Here is a 19,485-nt window from a genome sequence, read left to right as displayed (position 1 = left end):
GACAGGAGCCAGAATGTTTACGGTTTATCATTCAAATCAGCTGGATATTTTAAAACGGCTGATGGTCGAGCTGATTAAACGTCAGCCGTTAGCGGATCCCTTTCAGCCGGAAGTCGTTCTGGTGCAAAGCCCTGGTATGGCGCAGTGGCTGCAAATTGAACTGGCCGAGCATTTCGGTATTGCCGCCAACATTGATTTTCCGCTGCCCGGCGTTTTTCTGTGGGAGATGTGCCGTCATGTTTTGCCTGATATCCCCAAAGAAAGCGCGTTCAGCAAAGATTCCATGACCTGGAAATTGATGCATCTGCTGCCTGAACAATTGGAGCAGCCCGATTTTGCTTCGTTGCATCACTATCTACAGGATGACGGCGATCGGCGTAAGCTGCACCAGCTCGCCGGGCGTATTGCCGATCTCTTCGATCAATATCTGATCTATCGTCCAAAGTGGATCGAACAGTGGCAACAGGGTCAACAGGTTGACGGTTTGGGCGCTAGCCAACCGTGGCAGTCGGCATCCTGGCGCGCGCTATTGAACTATACCCGCGAGCTGGGGCAGCCGGAGTGGCATCATGCTAACTTGTACCAGCGCTTTATCAAAAAGCTGGAACAGGCGGAGAGCTGTCCGCCGGGATTACCGCCGCGCGTATTTATCTGCGGTATTTCCGCCTTACCGCCGGTGTATTTGCAGGCTTTGCGCGCGCTGGCCAAGCATATTGACGTTCATCTGCTGTTTACCAACCCCTGCCGCGATTACTGGAGCGATATTCAGGATTATAAGTTTTTGGCCAAGCTGAAATCCCGCAACCGCCGGCTGCATTGCTGGGATAACGCGCAAGCGGCGGATTATCGTCCGCTATTCCGCGATCCGCAGCAGGCTGATTCGCTGTTTAATGCGGAAGGCCAGCAGCAGGTGAATAACCCGCTGTTAGCGTCCTGGGGGAAGTTAGGCCGCGATCATCTTTATCTGCTTGCCGAGCTTGATGATGTGCAGGAGGTGGATGCGTTTGTTGATGTGGACGGCAGCAACCTGCTGCAAAGGATACAGCGCGATATCTTGGAGCTGGAGGATCACAGCGTCGTGGCGCTCAGTAAATCCTCCTTGGACACCAGCCGTCAGAAACGTCCGCTGGCGCCGGACGATCGATCCGTCGATTTGCACGCCTGCCACAGCCCGCAGCGCGAAGTGGAAGTGCTGCACGACCAATTACTGGCCATGATGGCCGACGACAAAAATCTCACCCCCCGCGATATTATCGTCATGGTGGCGGATATCGACAGCTATACGCCTTTTATTCAGGCGGTGTTCGGCAATGCGGCGGAAGATCGCTATCTGCCTTTCGCCATTTCCGACCAGCGGGCGCGGCATGCCCACCCCGCATTACAGGCGGTGATTAGCCTGCTTGATTTACCCAATAGCCGGTTTACCGCCGAACAGGTGCTGGCTCTGCTGGAAGTGCCGGCGCTGGCCGCGCGTTTCGGCATTCAGGAGGAGGGGCTGAGGCGGTTGCGCCTGTGGGTGGTGGAGTCCGGTATCCGTTGGGGACTGGATGATGACAATGTACGTGAACTGATGCTGCCGGCAACCGGACAGCATACCTGGCGTTTCGGCTTGACGAGAATGCTGCTGGGCTACGCCATGGATAGCCATGCCGGTGATTGGCGGGGCGTGCTGCCTTATGATGAGTCCAGCGGTCTGATCGCCGAGCTTGCCGGCCAATTGGCTGAGTTGCTGATGCAGCTTAGCCAATGGCGTCATCGTTTGCAGCAATCACGCACGCTGACCGAATGGCTGCCTTTATGCCGTCAATTGATTGATACCTTCTTTGATGCAGACAGCGATACCGAAGCGGCGTTGGCGCTGATCGAAAAGCAGTGGCAGCTTGTTATCAGCACAGGAACGGCCTCCTGTTATCCGCAGCTTGTACCCGTTTCGCTGTTGCGGGATGAACTTTCCCGCCGGATCGATCAGGAACGGCTCAGCCAGCGTTTTCTGGCCGGCTCCATCAATTTTTGCACCTTGATGCCGATGCGCTCCATTCCGTTCGAAGTCGTATGTCTGCTGGGAATGAACGACGGCGTCTATCCGCGGACTTTGCCGCCGCTGGGGTTTGATCTGATGGGGCGGAAAATTCAACGCGGCGATCGCAGCCGGCGTGACGACGACCGCTACCTGTTTCTGGAAGCGTTGCTTTCGGCGCAGCGTAAGCTCTATATCAGCTATATCGGCCGCTCGATACAGGATAACACCCGCCGTTATCCTTCCGTACTGGTTAGCGAACTGATTGAGTACATTGCGCAAAGTCATTATCTGCCGGAAGATCGGGATAGCGATGTTGATGCCAGTTCGGAACGCGTCGCGCGGCATTTGTGCCATGAGCATAGCCGTATGCCGTTTGATGAGAAAAATTTTCTACCGCCGCTGCCGCAGAGCTTTGCGGCTGAGTGGCTGGCGGCGGCAAACCGGCGGGGGCAACCTCAGCCTGATTTCGATCGCGAATTGCCATTGGAATGTTATACCGAAATCAGCCTGGACGATCTGAAACGATTTTATCGTCATCCGGTTCGGGCTTTCTTCCAGCTTCGGCTCGGCGTGAGCTTCATGCTGCAAGATGATGAATTGCTTGATGAAGAGCCGTTTATCGTGGATAACTTGAGCCGCTATCAACTCAATACCGAGCTTCTCAACACCCTGATAGAGCAGGGCGAGCCGGAACGATTATACCGGCGCGTGCGGGCGGCGGGCGGGTTGCCGTACGGCGCGTTTGGTGAACTATACTGGCAGACTCAGCAGCAGGAAATGTCGGCGCTGGCGGAGCGTATACGCGAAGAGCTGGCGCCGGGCAAGGCGGAAAGCCTGGAGGCGGATATCCAGCTTGACGGGATTCGCGTCAGCGGTTGGCTGTCTCGGGTGCAGCAGGATGGTTTGCTGCGCTGGCGGCCGGGAAAACTGTCGATGACGGACGGCATCACGCTCTGGCTGGAGCATCTGGTCTATTGCTTGACCGGCGGGCAGGGGGAGAGCCGAATGTTCGGACGCGATAACACCGCCTGGCGTTTTGCCGCAATGCCCGCCGAACAGGCGCGGGAATATCTGCAATTGATGCTGGCGGGCTACCAGCGCGGGATGAACAAACCGTTGCTGCTGCTGAATAAGTCGGGCAGCGCCTGGTTGGCTCAATGCTATGACCGTGAAAGCGATAGCATTCAATGGGATGAGGAGACGCAAAGGAAGGCTTGCGCCAAACTGCTGCAGGCCTGGCAAGGCAATATGGGCATGCCGGGCGAGGGCGAGGATTATTATTTGCAGCGGATCGTGCGTGAATTGGATGAAAGGCGAATGGAAGAAATTATTGAAGCGGCGCAAACCTGGTTACTGCCGCCAATCCGTTCTAATCTGGTTTGATTTATACCTGATATACCTAATAGATTTCGGGTGGCGGGAGGCCGGTATTCCTGCGACTTGCAAGCTAAAGGGAACATCGATTGATTGACGTGAAGGCTATTGGAGAAATGCATGCGTAAGCAGTTTGTCTGGATCACCGGATTGTTTTTTTTATTTACTTTCTGGCTTCCGCAGAGTTGGGCTGAAACAGGTTGGCAGCCTCTAGCTCAAACCATCCGTAAAAGCGAAAAAGACCCGCGTCAGTATCAGGCGATAAAACTGGATAACGGGATGACGGTGCTGCTGGTTTCCGATCCGCAGGCAACGAAGTCTCTGGCATCGCTGGCATTACCGGTAGGATCGCTGGAGGATCCGGATAGCCAGCTTGGCCTGGCCCATTATCTCGAACATATGGTTTTGATGGGCTCCAAACGCTATCCGGAACCGGAAGCGCTTGCCGAATTCCTGAAAAAACACGGCGGCAGCCACAATGCCAGCACCGCCTCTTATCGTACCGCGTTCTATCTGGAAGTGGAGAACGATGCGTTGCAACCGGCGGTCGATCGTCTGGCTGACGCCATCGCCGAGCCTTTGCTCGATCCGGTCAACGCCGATCGCGAACGTCATGCGGTTAATGCGGAATTGACCATGGCGCGCTCTCGCGACGGTCATCGTATGGCGCAGGTGGGGGCGGAAACCTTAAACCCGGCGCATCCCAGTTCACGCTTTTCCGGCGGCAATCTCGAAACCCTGAGCGATAAGCCCGGCAGCAAACTGCATGATGAACTGGTGAAGTTTTACCAGCGCTATTATTCAGCCAACCTGATGAAAGGGGTGATTTACAGCAATCAGCCTTTACCGTCCCTGGCGAAGCTGGCGGCGGAAACCTTTGGCCGTATCGCCAATCATAATGCCGACGTTCCGCCGATCACCGTACCGGCGGCTACGGAGAAACAGCGCGGCATCATGATCCACTATGTTCCGGCTCAGCCGCGCAAACAACTGCGCATTGAATTCCGGGTGGATAACAACAGTCAGGCATTTCGCAGTAAAACCGATACCTATATCAGCTATCTGATTGGTAACCGCAGCCAGAATACGCTATCAGACTGGCTACAGAAGGAGGGGCTGATTGAATCGATCGGCGCCGGTTCCGATCCGGTTATCGATCGCAATGGCGGCGTTTTCTCGATTTCGGCCTCTTTAACGGATAAGGGGCTGGCGCAGCGCGACGAAGTTATCGCGGCGATATTCAATTACCTGGGGCAGGTGCGCCGGGAAGGGATCCAACAGCGCTATTTCGATGAGATAGCCAGGGTGCTGGATCTGGATTTCCGCTATCCCTCCATCAGCCGCGATATGGATTATATTGAGTGGCTGGTGGATACCATGTTGCGGGTGCCGGTGGAGCATACGCTGGACGCCATGTATCTGGCCGACCAATACGATCCCAAGGCGATTGCCGAGCGGCTGGATTATATGACCCCGCAGAACGCGCGCATTTGGCTGATCAGCCCTAATGAACCCCATAACAAAGTCGCTTATTTCGTTGATGCGCCTTATGAGGTCGATGCCATCCCCGCCGCGACTTTTGCCAAGTGGCGGCAACTGGGAGAGAAAATTTCACTAACCTTGCCCGCCGTCAATCCTTATATCCCGGATGACTTCTCCCTGATCAAGGCGGATACCAGCATCACGCATCCGAAAATATTGCTGCAACAGCCCGGCCTGCGCGTGCTGTATATGCCGAGCCGCTATTTTGCCGATGAACCCAAGGCGGAGATTATGCTGCTTCTGCGAAATAATGAAGCCAGAAGCACCGCCCGCAATCAGGTGCTGTTCGCCCTGAATGATTATCTGGCCGGCCTGGCGTTGGATGAATTGAGCTATCAGGCGTCGGTTGGCGGTATCAGCTTCTCCACCACCAGCAATGACGGCCTGGTGATCAACGCCAACGGCTTTACCCAGCGCTTGCCTCAACTGCTGCTGGCGCTGGCGGATGGCTATGCCTCTTTCTCGCCGACTGAAGAACAATTGCAGCAGGCGAAATCCTGGTATCGGGAACAGTTGGACGCGGCGGAAAAAGCGAAAGCGTTCGAACAGGCCATTCAGCCAATACAGGCGTTGTCGCAGGTGCCTTATACCGAACGTTCCGAGCGGCGCGAACTGTTAAAGGATATTCGTTTGCAAGAGGTTGTTGATTACCGGAATTCGTTATTGCAAAAAGCTACGCCGGAAATGCTGGTGGTGGGGAATCTATCGCCGGAGAAAGTGATTGAACTGGCGCAGACTTTGAAAGCGCATTTAAAGAGCAATGGGGAAAACCTGCAGCGCAGTGACGAGGTTAGCATCAGTAAATCGCAGCGGGCCAATTTGCAAAAGCCGGGGAGCAGCACCGATTCCGCCTTGGCGGCGGTCTATATTCCCATCGGTTATAGCGAAACGCAAAGTATGGCCTATAGCTCCGCGCTGGGGCAGATTATTCAACCCTGGTTCTACAGCCAACTGAGAACGGAGGAGCAGCTCGGCTATGCGGTGTTTGCTTTCCCGATATCGGTTGGACGGCAGTGGGGGATTGGTTTCCTGCTGCAAAGCAACAGCAAACAGCCCGCCTATCTGTATCAACGCTATCTGGATTTCTATCAGAAGGCCGAAAAACGGTTGAGTGCGATGAGCGCGGAAGATTTCGCCCAGTACAAGCAAGGCATAATCAATGAGCTAAGCCAGCGTCCGCAAACGTTGGATGAAGAGATAAGCCGGCTGCGTAACGATCTGACTAGGGAGAACTTTGCGTTTGATACCCGGGAGAAGATTATTGAGGAAATCAAACCGCTGACGGTGGCGCAACTGGCCGATTTCTTCCGCCAGGCGCTGAAGCCGGAAGGGCTGGCGGTATTATCGCAAATTTCCGGCAGTCATCATGGCAAGGCGGATTATGCCGCGCCGCAGGAATGGCATACCTACCCGAATATGTCTTCGCTGCAAAAAACGCTGCCGCTGCAAAAAGCGCCGTCGCAGGATAGCGCCGCCAAGAAGCGTGAAGCCGCAGCGGAAACCACGAACGCGGGTGAGCAAAAATGAAGCCTGCCGCGCCGCAATCATTAAACGTTCTGACGTTGCCGCTTCTGGGGGAGCGGCTGATTGAGGCTTCGGCCGGAACCGGGAAAACTTATACGCTTGCCGCGCTTTATTTACGCCTGCTGCTGGGATTAGGGGGCGCCTCGGCTTACCCCCGGCAATTGCTGGTAGAGGAAATTCTGGTGGTGACCTTCACCGAGGCCGCCACAGAAGAGTTGCGTGAGCGTATCCGCGAGAAGATCCACGCCCTGCGCATAGCCTGTATTCGCGGGGAGAGCCAGGATCCGCTGCTGACCATGCTGCTGGCCGAGATCCCGGATCTCGCCGATGCGGCGGATGTCCTGCTTGCCGCTGAACGGCAAATGGATGAAGCCGCTATCTATACCATTCATGGTTTTTGTCAGCGGATGTTAAGCACCAATGCCTTTGAATCCGGCGTGCTGTTTGAACAGGAATTGATTGAGGATGAGCAGCCGCTACGCCGTCAGGCCTGCGCCGATTTCTGGCGTCGCTACTGCTATCCTTTACCGCTGGAGGTGGCGCGCGTCGTGGGGCTGGAGTGGAGCGGGCCCGAGAGTTTACTGACCGACCTGATGCCCTATCTGCACGGCGAAACGCCGGTTTTGCGCAGTTCGCCGCAGGATGATGAAACGCTGCTGAGCCGCCATCAGAAAATCGTTGCGGCGATTGATGCGTTTAAGCGGCAATGGCTGGCGGCCTCGGCGGATTTGGCGGCGCTGATCGACGCATCCGGCGTGGACAAACGTAGCTATAGCAGTAAGCATCTGCCTAATTGGCTGCGGAAGATAACCGCGTGGGCGGAGCAGCCAACGCAGGATTATCAATTGCCGAAAGAGCTGGACAGATTTAGCCAGCAGACGCTGATAGAAAAAACCAAAAAGGGAGAGCCGCCGTTACATCCGGTGTTTGAGGCGACGGATAAATTGCTTGGCGCCTCGCTTTCCCTGCGTGATTTGGTGATTGTGCGGGCATTGAGTGAAATCCGCCGCTCTGTGCGGGAGGAAAAACGCCAGCGGGCGGAACTGGGATTTGATGATTTGCTGAGCCGGTTGGATGAGGCGCTGCGGCAGACGGGCGGAGAACAACTGGCCGCCTCAATTCGGGAACGCTATCCGGTGGCGATGATCGACGAGTTTCAGGATACCGACCCCCAGCAATACCGGATTTTTAGCGCGCTGTATGTCGGGCAGGCGCAGTGTGGCCTGCTGTTGATCGGCGATCCGAAACAGGCGATCTATGCATTCCGCGGGGCGGATATTTTTACCTATATGCGCGCCCGATCGGAGGTGAGCGCGCATTACACGCTGGATACCAACTGGCGTTCATCACACCAGATGGTGCGCGGAGTTAACCGTTTGTTTCAGCGTCTTGAGCATCCCTTTATCTTTAAAGATATTCCTTTTCTTGCCGTTTCCCCCGCCGAACCGAAACGCGATCTGGTTTTTAACGTAGCCGGAAAACCTCAGCCGGCGCTCCAGCTATGGTTGACGGGAACGGAGTCTATCGGCGTGGGCGACTACCAGCAGCTAATGGCCCGGCAATGCGCCGCGCAAATCAGAGACTGGCTGGCGGCCAGCCAGCGGAATGAAGCCTGGTTAGAAACCGGTAAAACGCGGCGTCTGGTTCAGGCCTCGGACATGAGCGTACTGGTGCGCAGCCGCCATGAGGCTGCGCTGGTGCGGGACGCGCTCAGCAGGCTGTCGATTCCGTCGGTTTACCTTTCCAACCGCGACAGCGTTTTTACCACTCCGGAAGCCCGCGATATCCTGTGGCTACTGCAGGCGGTGTTGGCGCCGGAACAGGAAAGAACATTACGCAGCGCGATGGCCACCTCCCTGATGGGATTGGACGCGCAGGCGGTGGATGCGCTAAGCCGCAGCGAAGCCGCATGGGATGCTCTGGTCGATGAATTCGCCGGTTATCGCGCGCTCTGGCGGCAGCGCGGCGTATTGCCTATGTTGCGCGCGCTGATGAGCCGCCATCAGTTGGCGGAGAACCTGCTGGCCAGCGTCGATGGCGAACGCCGGTTAACCGATATTCTGCATATCGGCGAATTATTGCAGGATGCCTCATCGGCATTGGACAGCGAGCACGCGTTAGTGCGCTGGCTGTCGCAGCAGATTACCCAACCGAATCCGCAGGCGGATAATCAGCAGCTTCGGCTGGAAAGCGATCGCCATCTGGTGCAGATCGTGACGATTCACAAATCCAAAGGGTTGGAGTATCCGCTGGTCTGGCTGCCGTTTATCAGCAATTTCCGCGAACAGTCGCAAGGGATTTATCACGATAGAAGCACCTATCAGGCTTTACTGGATCTGGATAACAGTGAGGAAAGCCGAACGCTGGCGGAAGAGGAGCGTCTGGCGGAGGATTTGCGTCTGCTGTATGTGGCGCTGACCCGCTCCATTTATCATTGCAGCGTTGGCGTAGCTCCGCTTCAGCGTTCGCGTAAGAAAACGGCGGGCAGCGATATGCACCAGAGCGCGCTGGGATATCTGCTCCAGCGCGGAGAAGAAGCCGACGTGGCGGCGTTGATCGCCGAACTTGAAGCCATGACGGGCGACGGCGTGGTATTAACGCCGGCGCAGATCAACGATGAACTTCCCTGGCGGCCGAACGAGCCGGAGAAGGTTGAGTTACAAGCGCGCCGCAGTGACCGGGCGCCGAGGGACGGCTGGCGGATGACCAGTTATTCCGGGTTACAGCAGCATGGTTCTTCCGTCGTGCAGGAACTGATACCGCGTCTGGATATTGAAGCGATGGGCGAGCGTCAGGAAGAGCCGGAAACGCAGTTTACCCCGCACACATTTCCGCGAGGCGCGAGCCCCGGCACGTTTTTACATAGCCTGTTTGAGACGCTGGATTTTACTCAGCCGATCGATGAAGCCTGGCTGGCCGAGCAATTGCAACTGCAAGGGCTGGAGGAGGTCTGGCTGCCCGTATTGCGACAGTGGATGGAGGCGGTGTTAACCACGCCCCTGAATGACGAGGGCATCGCGTTGTCCGCGCTGGATCCCCGGCGCAAGCAGGCGGAGCTCCAGTTTTATCTGCCGATTCAGGCGCCGGTGCAGGCAACTTGGTTCGATCGCCTGGCAAAGCAATATGATCCTTTGTCCGCCCGGTGTCCGCCGTTGTCCTTTCAACAGGTTAAGGGGATGCTGAAAGGGTTTATCGATCTGGTGTTTTGCTGGCAAGGACGCTACTACCTGCTGGATTACAAATCCAACTGGCTGGGCGCGGATGCGAGCGCTTACACGCAGTCAGCCATGATGCAGGCGATGGCGGAACATCGTTATGATTTGCAGTATCAGCTTTATAGTTTGGCGCTGCATCGCTATCTGCGTCACCGCATTGCCGATTATGACTATGAGCGTCATTTCGGCGGCGTGTTTTACCTGTTTTTGCGCGGCGTTGATGCAAATGCTCCCGGTAACGGCGTGTTTTCTTTTCGCCCGCCGCAAGCCTTTATCGCCGGGTTGGATCGGCTATTCGAAGGAACGCTGATACAGGATGCCAGTCATGATTGAGTTACTCGAAACGGCATTACAGCGCCGGCTTCTGCGCCCGCTGGATATTCAGTTCGCCAGGATGCTGGCGGATGACGACAACCCTCAATTGCTGCTGGCCGCGGCCTGTCTAAGCGCGCAGTCCGGCGCCGGACATGTTTGCCTGCCGTTGGAAGTTTTACAGCCCTCGCTGTTGTTTGACGATCGCGATCGTGAATTGGCTCAGTCGGTATGGGAAGCCGCCGGAAAATTGGACGCATCCGGGTGGCGGCGATGCCTGTTGGCATCCCCCGCCGTGGGCGACGGCAATAGCCCGACGCCGCTGGTGTTGCGGCAACAAAATCTCTATTTGCAGCGCAGCTGGCAGAGCGAAGGACAGGTCGCGCGGTTTATCGCCGGTGAGGATCACGATCCCCGGATCGATGAGCAACCTATCCGCACGGTGTTAGATAGCCTGTTTCCACCGGTCGACGGTGAAATCGACTGGCAAAAAGTCGCGGCGGCCGTCGCCCTGACCCGGCGTATCACCGTGATTTCCGGCGGGCCGGGCACCGGTAAGACAACCACGGTCGCCAAACTGCTGGCCGCGTTGATTCAGCTTAATTCGGGAACGCCGTTGCGTATTCAACTGGCCGCGCCGACGGGGAAAGCCGCCGCGCGTTTAACGGAGTCGCTGGGCGCGGCGTTGAGCAACCTATCGCTGAGTCAGGCTCACCGGGAGCGCTTTCCCCAGGAAGCGACCACGCTCCACCGTTTGTTAGGGGCGGTGCCCGACAGTCAACGATTGCGTCACCATCAGGGGAATCCGCTGCACCTTGATGTACTGGTGGTGGATGAAGCCTCAATGGTCGATCTGCCGATGATGGCGAATCTGATCGCCGCGCTGCCTGAGCAGGCGAAGGTCATCTTTCTGGGCGATCGCGATCAGCTGGCGTCGGTGGAGGCGGGAGCGGTGCTGGGAGATATCTGCCGCTTTGCGCAGGCGGGCTACAGCCGGGCAAGGGCGCAGCAGCTACAGCGGCTGACCGGCTGCCGGCTTGACGATGACGGGGCTGAAAACCGGGCAACCGTCGGGGATAGCATCTGTCTGTTGCGTAAAAGCTATCGTTTCGATCGGCATTCCGGCATCGGGCAATTGGCTTTGGCGGTGAACAACGGCGATGACCGGCGAGTGCTTGCCGTTTTGAACGCTAGCTTTACGGATATCTCCTGCCGTCCGCTGGCCGCAGCGGAAGATTACCAGCAGATGCTGGCGCAATGCGTTGCAGGCTACCGGGATTATTTACGGCTTATTGCCGCCGATGCCGATCCGGAAACGGTTCTGACGGCCTTCCAACGCTATCGTCAACTGTGCGCTCTGCGCGAGGGGCCATTCGGCGTGGCGGGGCTTAACCAGCGGATTGAACAGGCATTAGATAAAAGCGGACTGATCCATCGCAGCCGTAATCCGCTTAATCGCTGGTACGTTGGTCGCCCGGTGATGATCGAGCGTAATGATGCGGTGCTGGGATTATTTAATGGCGATATCGGTATCGCCATGCTGAGTGAAAAGGGAGAACTGCGGGTTTACTTTCAACTCCCCAACGGCAAAACCAAGGCCGTAGCGCCGAGCCGTTTGCCGCCGCACGATACGGCCTATGCCATGACGGTGCATAAGTCGCAGGGATCGGAATTCGAACATACCGCGCTGATATTGCCGAACCATTATCTGCCGGTATTAACGCGGGAATTGGTCTATACCGCCATCACCCGCGCCCGTCAGCGTTTGTCGCTGTATGCGGATACCAAAATTTTGTGTCGAGCGGTGAAAACCCCCACCCAGCGTCATAGCGGTTTGGTTGAACGCATCATGGCGCTTTCATCAGACGAGCATCGCTAACACGGCATCCCCGTAGCAGGATGAACTCCGCTATGGGGATGGTTGTTACAGATCCAGCACCAGGATTTTGGAGCGGCGCTGATAGTTATACAGTTCCTGTTTTTTCCTCGGCAGCATTTCCACTTCGGCGGGCAAAAATCCGCGTTCCTGAAACCAGTGGATGCTGTGCGTCGTCAGGACAAACAGCTTTTTCAGCCCTTGCAGACGGGCCTGAGCGGCGATTCTTTGCAGTAACGTGTCGCCGCGTGAGGAGCTGCGATAGTCCGGATGCACCGCGACGCAAGCCATTTCACCGATGCTCTCTTCCGGGAACGGATAAAGCGCGGCGCAGGCAATGGTCAGGTTATCGCGGACGACAACGGTGAACTTATCGATCTCCATTTCCAACTGTTCGCGGGAGCGTCTGACCAGAATGCCTTGCTGTTCCAGCGGGCGAATCAGCTCCAGAATGCCGCCGATATCGTTAATCGTTGCACGGCGCACCTGCTCGGCGCTTTCCATGACGATCTGCGTACCGATGCCATCGCGGGAAAACAGTTCCTGCAGCAAGGCGCCGTCGACCTGATAGCTGATCAGGTGGCTGCGGCGCACGCCGCTGCGGCAGGCTTTAACCGCGCCGCGCAGGAATCGGACCGTACCGGACTGGTAATCGCCTTCCTGTTCCAACGCTTCAATGCGTTTTTGGGCGTCATCCGGGAATAACTCGGAAATGATTTTGCCTTCTTCATTCGTCACGCCCTGTGAAGAGCAAAAGCCAATCATTTTTTCCGCTTTCAGTTTGATCGCCAACTGGGTGGCGACCTCTTCGGAAGTCAGATTAAAGCTCTCTCCGGTGACGGAAACCGCCACCGGGCCCAACAGCACGATCGCGCCGCTGTCTAACTGACGGTGCAGCGCATCTTCATCAATACGGCGGATACGGCCGCTGTGACAGTAGTCGACGCCATCATCCACGCCGAGAGGCTGGGCGATAATAAAGTTGCCGCTGACGACGTTGATGTGCGCGCCCTGCAACGGCGTATTATTCAAACTCATGGATAGACGGGCGGTGATATCCAGTTGCAGCATTCCGGCTGCCTGTTTAACCAGCTCTAGCGTCGTACTGTCTGTAATACGGATATTTTTATGGTAAAGCGGTTCGTAGTGATGCGTTGTCAGATTGCTATCGATCTGCGGACGAGCGCCATACACCACCACCAGCTTGATGCCCAGGCTATGCAGTAGCCCGATGTCGTTGACGATATTGGCGAAGTTTTCATGCTCAATGGCTTCGCCGCCCAGCATGATGACAAAGGTTTTGCCACGGTGGGCATTGATATAGGGAACGGTGTGGCGAAAGCCCTCGACCAGTTCTGTACTACGCTCCTTCACTGCGACTCCTTTGAATTTTTATTCGTAATTTCTGTATTTTTATTCTTTGCGAGGTAAAAGGCAAGGGGTATGTAATAAGCAAAGTCAATGCCGCCGTAATTTGCAAGAAGCGGGAAGAGAAAGCGTAACAATGATTTTTGCATGACACCGGTGTAGAGATTGGTTAAAGTTTTTGACAATTTTGCGATTTCTGCTTCCCGTATCGGCAGTGGCACTGTAATCAGACCGGAGTTGCATGTCTTACTCGAATCACAATCTGACTCGGCGGCGCCTGCTGCAAAGCGCCGCGGCAACTTGGCTATTAAGTGTAAGCGGCGTTGGTTTGGCCGCCGTTGCCCAGGTTATCGCCGTACGCGTCTGGCCTTCTTCTTCCTATACCCGGGTAACGCTGGAGTCAAATCTTTCGCTTAAATACAAGCAATTCACCCTCGGCAATCCGGATCGTCTGGTGGTGGATATTGAAAATATTCATCTCAATAGCGTCCTGAAGAATGTTCCCGCCCAGTTTCACCAAAATGATCCGTTGATTAAAAATGCCAGGATTGGCCAGTTTGATAAAAATACGTTGCGCTTGGTTCTTGAGCTAAAACAAGGCGTTGATGCCAAGCTCTTTACGCTGGGCCCGGTGGCCGAATTCAAACATCGTCTGGTGATGGATCTTTATCCGTTGGCCGGCCGTTATGATAACGAAGAGGATCCGCTGCTGGCGTTGCTGGAGGATTACAACAAAGGCGATCTGGAGCGGACATTGCCGGCGGAAGCGCCGCAGGCGGGGAAAGCCGGACGCGATCGGCCGCTGGTTATTATGCTGGATCCCGGCCACGGCGGCGAAGATCCCGGCGCGATTGGTAAAAATAAAACCCGCGAAAAAGATATCGTGCTGCAAATCGCCCGCCGGCTTCGCGCTCTGATTGAACGCGAGTCTAATATGAAAGCCTATATGACGCGCAATGAGGACGTATTCATTCCATTGCGCGTGCGGGTCGCCAAAGCGCGTAAGCAGCGGGCCGATCTATTTATTTCCATTCATGCGGATGCGTTCACCAACCGCGCGGCAAGGGGATCGTCGGTATTTGCGCTGTCGAAAAAGGGAGCGACCAGCACCGCTGCCAGCTTTCTGGCGCAGACGCAGAACGAATCGGATTTAATCGGCGGGGTCAGCATGAGCGGCGATCGCTATCTGGATCACACCATGCTTGACCTGGTTCAGACCGTTACCATTAACGACAGCTTGAAGTTCGGGAAGGAAATACTAACCCGTTTAAGCAAGGTTAACCGTCTGCATAAAAATAGCGTCGACCAGGCCGGATTCGCGGTGCTAAAAGCGCCGGATATTCCCTCCGTGCTGGTAGAAACGGCATTTATCAGTAATCTTGAAGAAGAGCGCAAGTTGCGCACCAGCCAGTTTCAACAGCAGGTAGCCCAATCGATCCTTGACGGAATTAAAGCCTATTTCGCCAGTCAGACGGGGCGCTAGCGCTATACCGGCGCGATTTTCGGGGCCGAGAGGGGAATGGCTTGCAGAGTGTTACGCGGCATAAATAATAATGCGTTGGCGAGAATGGGGGACGCCAGAAAGCAAAAAACACCCGCTAAGGGTGCCTTTTTAATAAGAATCAATTGGTTGCGGGGGCCGGATTTGAACCGACGACCTTCGGGTTATGAGCCCGACGAGCTACCAGGCTGCTCCACCCCGCGTCCGTCTTGATACTGTCTTTTACTTTTGATGGTCTATTCACATCAATTGGTTGCGGGGGCCGGATTTGAACCGACGACCTTCGGGTTATGAGCCCGACGAGCTACCAGGCTGCTCCACCCCGCGTCCGTGGATGCGCACTATACTCCCCATGAGCTTCAGTGCAACCTATTTTTGTAAAAAATGCCGTATAACCCGCACGGGTGCTGAATTTGCAACCTAATGGGCTATTTTTTAAACGTTGCGCCGACGGTTTTAATGGACGACGATTTACGCCGCGGCGAAGCGAAAATGGGGGGTAAAGCCCAATATTGCGCTAACAGCCCGCGCCGCGGTCGCTCTGGTATCTCTATCGGTACTACAATATGAGCGGCTCGTCCCTGTGGCTCGCTGTGCGGGCCGTCGCTATGCGACGTTGAAAATCGCTTCCGGCGATTTTTTATTAGGTGACGTTTCTTTCTCTATAGGTGTTTGTTATCGTTCGGCGGTGAATCTGTCGATGTCAAAAGAGAGCGCAAAGAAGATGAGAGGATGTTGGGGAAAATATTTGCTGACCGGCGTGGTAATTGCCATTCTTGCGGGGTGCCAATCCAAACCCACCGATCGGGGACAGCAATATAAGGATGGACACCTCAATCAGCCTCTGGAACTGGTGAATGAGCCGAATGCAACCGGCAAACCCGTTAATGCCAGAGACTTTGTCGATCAGGTCGCTGAAATCAGGAACGCTTCGCCCGGCCTGTATACCAGCAATAATAGTACCTTCCAGGCGATAGAAAACTGGATGATGTCGGGAGCCGATACCCGCGAACTGAGCAAGTTTGGCCTCAGCGCCTGGCAGATGGAGGGGGTGGACAACTTCGGCAACGTCCAGTTTACCGGCTACTACACTCCGGTTCTGCAAGCCCGCTATACCCGTCAGGGCGAGTTTCGCTATCCGCTTTATGCCATGCCTTCGCGCGGCAAGAAAAATCGCCGCCTGCCGGATAGAGCATCTATTTACTCCGGCTCTTTAGACGATCGCTTAGCCCTGGCCTGGACTAATTCGCTGGTGGATAACTTTATGATGGAAGTGCAGGGCAGCGGCTACATCGATTTTGGCGACGGCCGCCCGCTAACGTTCTTCGGCTATGCGGGTAAAAACGGCCATGCCTACCGCAGTATTGGCAAGGTTCTGATCGATCGCGGCGAAGTGGCGCGTGAAGATATGTCCATGCAGGCGATCCGCAAATGGGCCGAACAGCACTCGGAATATGAGGTGCGCGAACTGTTGGAGGAGAATCCGTCCTTCGTGTTCTTTAAACCGATGATGACGTCGCCGGTCAAGGGGGCGAGCGCGGTGCCGCTGGTCGCCAAAGCGTCCGTGGCTTCCGACCGTTCGCTGATCCCGGCCGGAACCGCGCTGCTGGCGGAGGTGCCATTATTGGATAATGAAGGGAAGTTCACCGGTAAATATGAAATGCGCCTGATGGTGGCGCTGGACGTCGGCGGCGCCATTAAAGGCCAGCACTTTGATATTTATCAGGGTATCGGCCATGAGGCAGGCCATGCGGCGGGTTTCTATAATCACTATGGCCGGGTATGGGTCTTAAAAAATACGCAGAGTAACGGAACCTTGTTCAGCGCTTCGCAAAGCGCTCCGTTAATGAATAGCAATAATTCCGGATCGCTGCTGGTCAGCAATCCGCAGAATTAACGCGCCGCCGATCCTTTACCCGCGGCAGGCCAATGGCGCCGCGGGTAATACCTTATTTACGCTTTTCCCTTTAATCCCTTATCTGAAATAGATTATCCGGCGTAACCGTTTATTTGGGCGGCCGGAATGGGATCGTTTCAATAACCTGATATTTTATATAACGTTAAAAATATCCATTTTATTTATAGGGTTATGGTTCTGCCCGTGAACCGCTGAATTTTTATATATCCGGACGATTTTATTTACTCGCCCGGTATCCTCAGGTTTTTTATGGTTATTTGCGCCGGAAAGCGATTTATTATCGATAATTAACTTTTGTTATCTGATTTATTGCTATTTATATAAGGCTATTTACCGTTTCGGCGATTGGGTAAAGCGTGAGTTCAGGTATATTCTATACCCTGCTAACTACTTGCCATGAGGTCGTCATGACGATTAAGCGTTATCCACATCTGGCTCACTGGGGAGCGTTTACCGCCGTTGTTGAGGATGGAAAGTTGATTCGTTGTGAGCCGTTCGCGGACGATCCTTCCCCCTCGCCAATGCTTGATTCCATTGTCCCGCTGGTCTATTCGGAACGCCGCATCCGGCGGCCCGCCGTTCGCCGTTCCTGGCTGCAAAAGCGGGAGAACAGCGATGGCTCGCTACGCGGCAAAGAGGATTTTGTTGAAGTCGACTGGGATGTCGCGCTGAAACTGGTTGCCGAAGAGAACCGCCGTATCCGCGATCGCTATGGCGCCGACGGGCTATTCGCCGGTTCTTATGGTTGGTCTTCCGCCGGGCGTTTTCACCACGCTCGTTCTCAGGTGCGGCGCTTCTATTTTTCCGGCGGCGGCGCGGTGGATCAGCAGGGTAACTACAGCTGGGGGCGGCGCAGTTTTTCCTGCCGTATGTGATCGGTACCTTTCATCCGTTGACTGGCAAGGTGACGGAGTGGCGCAGCGTCGCCGAGCACTGTGAAATTTTTCTCGCCTTTGGCGGTCTGGCGTTGAAAAATGCGCAGGTGGCCTCCGGCGGAGCGGGGCATCATACGCTGAAACCCGCGCTGGAAACGCTGGTGGCGAAGGGCATTCCGGTGATTAATATCAGCCCGATGCGCGATGATTGCCCTGAATTTGTCAATGCGGAGTGGATCCCTATCCGCCCGAATACCGACGTCGCCCTGATGCTGGCGTTAGGGTACGAAATTCAGCGTCTGGGCGCTGACGACAAGGATTTTCTGCAACGCTACTGCGTCGGCTATGAGCAATTGTCGGATTATCTCAGCGGCCGCAGCGACGGGACGGCGAAAACCCCGGCCTGGGCCAGCGGGATCACCGGTATTCCGGTCGAGCGCATTGAACGCCTGGCTAAACAATTAATCGGCGTACGCAGCTTTATCACCTGTTCCTATTCCGTTCAGCGGGCGCACCGCGGCGAACAGCCATACTGGATGATGATCGCGCTGTCGTCGATGCTGGGGCAGGTCGGTTTGCCGGGCGGCGGTTTTTCGTTCGGTCACGGTTCAATGAACAGCGTCGGCAACGAGCGTATCGCGACGCCTGCGCCGGCCTCTCCCTCCAGCGCTAATGCAGGACGCGCCATTCCCGTGGCGCGTATCGCCGACATGTTGCTTAACCCCGGTCAGCCGTACACCTTTCAGGGGGAGACGCATACCTATCCCGATATTCATCTCATCCACTGGGCCGGCGGCAATCCTTTTCATCATCACCAGCAGTTGAACCGGCTGGTGGAAGGATGGAGCCGGCCGGATACGGTGATTGTGCAGGATATCGTCTGGACGCCCGCGGCGCAGATGGCGGATATCGTGCTGCCGGTCACCACGACGCTGGAGCGCAACGATATCGGCGGCTCTTCCCGCGATCGTTTTATCTTCGCTATGCATCAGGCGATTGCGCCCCGCCATCAGGCGCGCCATGATTTTGATATCTTTAGCGAGCTGGCGGAGCGACTCGGTTATTGGGGCGAGTTCACCCAGAACCGTAGTGAACGGGAGTGGCTGACGACGCTCTATGATGATTGCCGCGCAAGGCAACAGGAAGCCGGGTTATCCTGGCCGTCATTCGAGGATTTCTGGCAGCAGGGCCGCGTTGAGATCCCGATGGATGAAAAGCCGTTTGTTTTCTTTGAGGATTTTCGCCGCGATCCGCAGCAGCATGCGTTGCAAACGCCAAGCGGTAAAATCGAGCTGTTTAGTTCGACTATTGCGGATTACGGCTATCCCGATTTCGCTCCGCATCCTGAATGGCGGCCGCCGGTCGAATGGTTGGGGGCGTCTGCTGCGAAAAACTGGCCGCTGCACTTTATTTCCATTCAGCCGGCGGATCGGCTGCACAGCCAACTGGCGACGACGCCGCAGGTCGAGGCGAATAAAACCGCAGGCAAAGAGACGCTCTATATGCATCCGCAGGATGCGGCGGCGCGAGATATCCGCGATCGTTCGCTGGTGGAGGTCAAAAACGCGCGCGGCCGTATCCTCGCCGGCGTTCAGATTACCGACGGCGTTACGCCGGGGGTGGTGATCATGTCTACCGGCGCCTGGTTCGAACCCGGTTTCGGGCGCAAAGAGTGGCACCCTGTTGAGCAATCGGGGAACGCGAACGTACTGACGCTGGATATTGGCACCTCGTCGTTGACGCAAGGCCCGAACGCCATGAGCTGCCTGGTTGAAGTCGTGCCCGTCATCGGCGGCGATTCCCCTAAGGCTAAGCGACAGGTATTGGCGTAACGCCGTCAGACGGTTTGTCATCAACCGGGCGGATCCTTTATGATTGGCTCGGTTTTTTGTCGCAGAGCTCATACTGCACCCCTTGTCAGGGGGAGGAGCCGAACTCCCTCCCCTGCGGAGGGGTGGAT

7 protein-coding genes, 2 tRNA genes and 1 pseudogene are annotated in these 19,485 nt (G+C 55.8%); 7 read left to right on the top strand and 3 right to left on the bottom strand.

Going from position 1 to position 19,485, the window contains the following annotated elements; all coding sequences use genetic code 11:
* Positions 1-13 precede the first annotated feature (13 nt).
* The 4 genes from recC (at position 14) to recD (ending at position 11,866) form a co-directional block, all read left to right on the top strand.
* Positions 14-3,403: an exodeoxyribonuclease V subunit gamma gene (recC, locus tag HC231_RS18050; protein WP_208228107.1), complete on the top strand. Its 3,390-nt coding sequence runs from the start codon at positions 14-16 to the stop codon at positions 3,401-3,403.
* Between the two features lie 111 nt (positions 3,404-3,514).
* Positions 3,515-6,463: a pitrilysin gene (gene ptrA / locus HC231_RS18045; RefSeq protein WP_208228106.1), complete on the top strand. Its 2,949-nt coding sequence runs from the start codon at positions 3,515-3,517 to the stop codon at positions 6,461-6,463.
* Positions 6,460-10,008: an exodeoxyribonuclease V subunit beta gene (gene recB / locus HC231_RS18040; protein ID WP_208228105.1), complete on the top strand. Its 3,549-nt coding sequence runs from the start codon at positions 6,460-6,462 to the stop codon at positions 10,006-10,008. Before ptrA ends, recB begins: the two co-directional genes overlap by 4 nt.
* Positions 10,001-11,866, top strand: coding sequence for an exodeoxyribonuclease V subunit alpha (gene recD, locus HC231_RS18035; RefSeq protein ID WP_208228104.1), 1,866 nt, complete (start codon positions 10,001-10,003; stop codon positions 11,864-11,866). The genes recB and recD overlap by 8 nt, the downstream gene beginning before the upstream one ends.
* 45 nt (positions 11,867-11,911) lie before the next feature.
* Here recD and argA read toward each other — a convergent pair whose 3' ends face one another.
* Positions 11,912-13,237, bottom strand: coding sequence for an amino-acid N-acetyltransferase (gene argA, locus HC231_RS18030; protein WP_208228103.1), 1,326 nt, complete (start codon positions 13,235-13,237; stop codon positions 11,912-11,914).
* Positions 13,238-13,472: 235 nt separating this feature from the next.
* Between argA and amiC the strand changes: the two genes are divergently transcribed.
* A complete protein-coding gene (gene amiC, locus HC231_RS18025) occupies positions 13,473-14,714 on the top strand; it encodes an N-acetylmuramoyl-L-alanine amidase AmiC (RefSeq protein WP_208228102.1) in 1,242 nt (413 codons plus the stop codon).
* 144 nt (positions 14,715-14,858) lie between these two features.
* Here amiC and HC231_RS18020 read toward each other — a convergent pair.
* Positions 14,859-14,935 (bottom strand) — tRNA-Met (locus HC231_RS18020).
* A gap of 47 nt (positions 14,936-14,982) precedes the next feature.
* Positions 14,983-15,059: transfer RNA gene (locus HC231_RS18015), tRNA-Met, on the bottom strand.
* A gap of 397 nt (positions 15,060-15,456) precedes the next feature.
* On the opposite strand from HC231_RS18015, the gene mltA reads away from it, so the two are divergent.
* The gene (gene mltA / locus HC231_RS18010; RefSeq protein ID WP_208231394.1) at positions 15,457-16,629 is read left to right on the top strand and encodes a murein transglycosylase A; all 1,173 of its coding nucleotides are present in this window, start codon (positions 15,457-15,459) and stop codon (positions 16,627-16,629) included.
* A gap of 428 nt (positions 16,630-17,057) precedes the next feature.
* Positions 17,058-19,357 (top strand): annotated as a pseudogene (locus tag HC231_RS18005) (molybdopterin-dependent oxidoreductase).
* Positions 19,358-19,485 lie beyond the last annotated feature (128 nt).

Origin of the sequence: Brenneria izadpanahii, assembly GCF_017569925.1 — a bacterium.
Lineage (GTDB): Bacteria > Pseudomonadota > Gammaproteobacteria > Enterobacterales > Enterobacteriaceae > Brenneria > Brenneria izadpanahii.
Note: the sequence above shows the minus strand (reverse complement) of the source record. Positions and strands in the feature narration are given on the sequence as shown.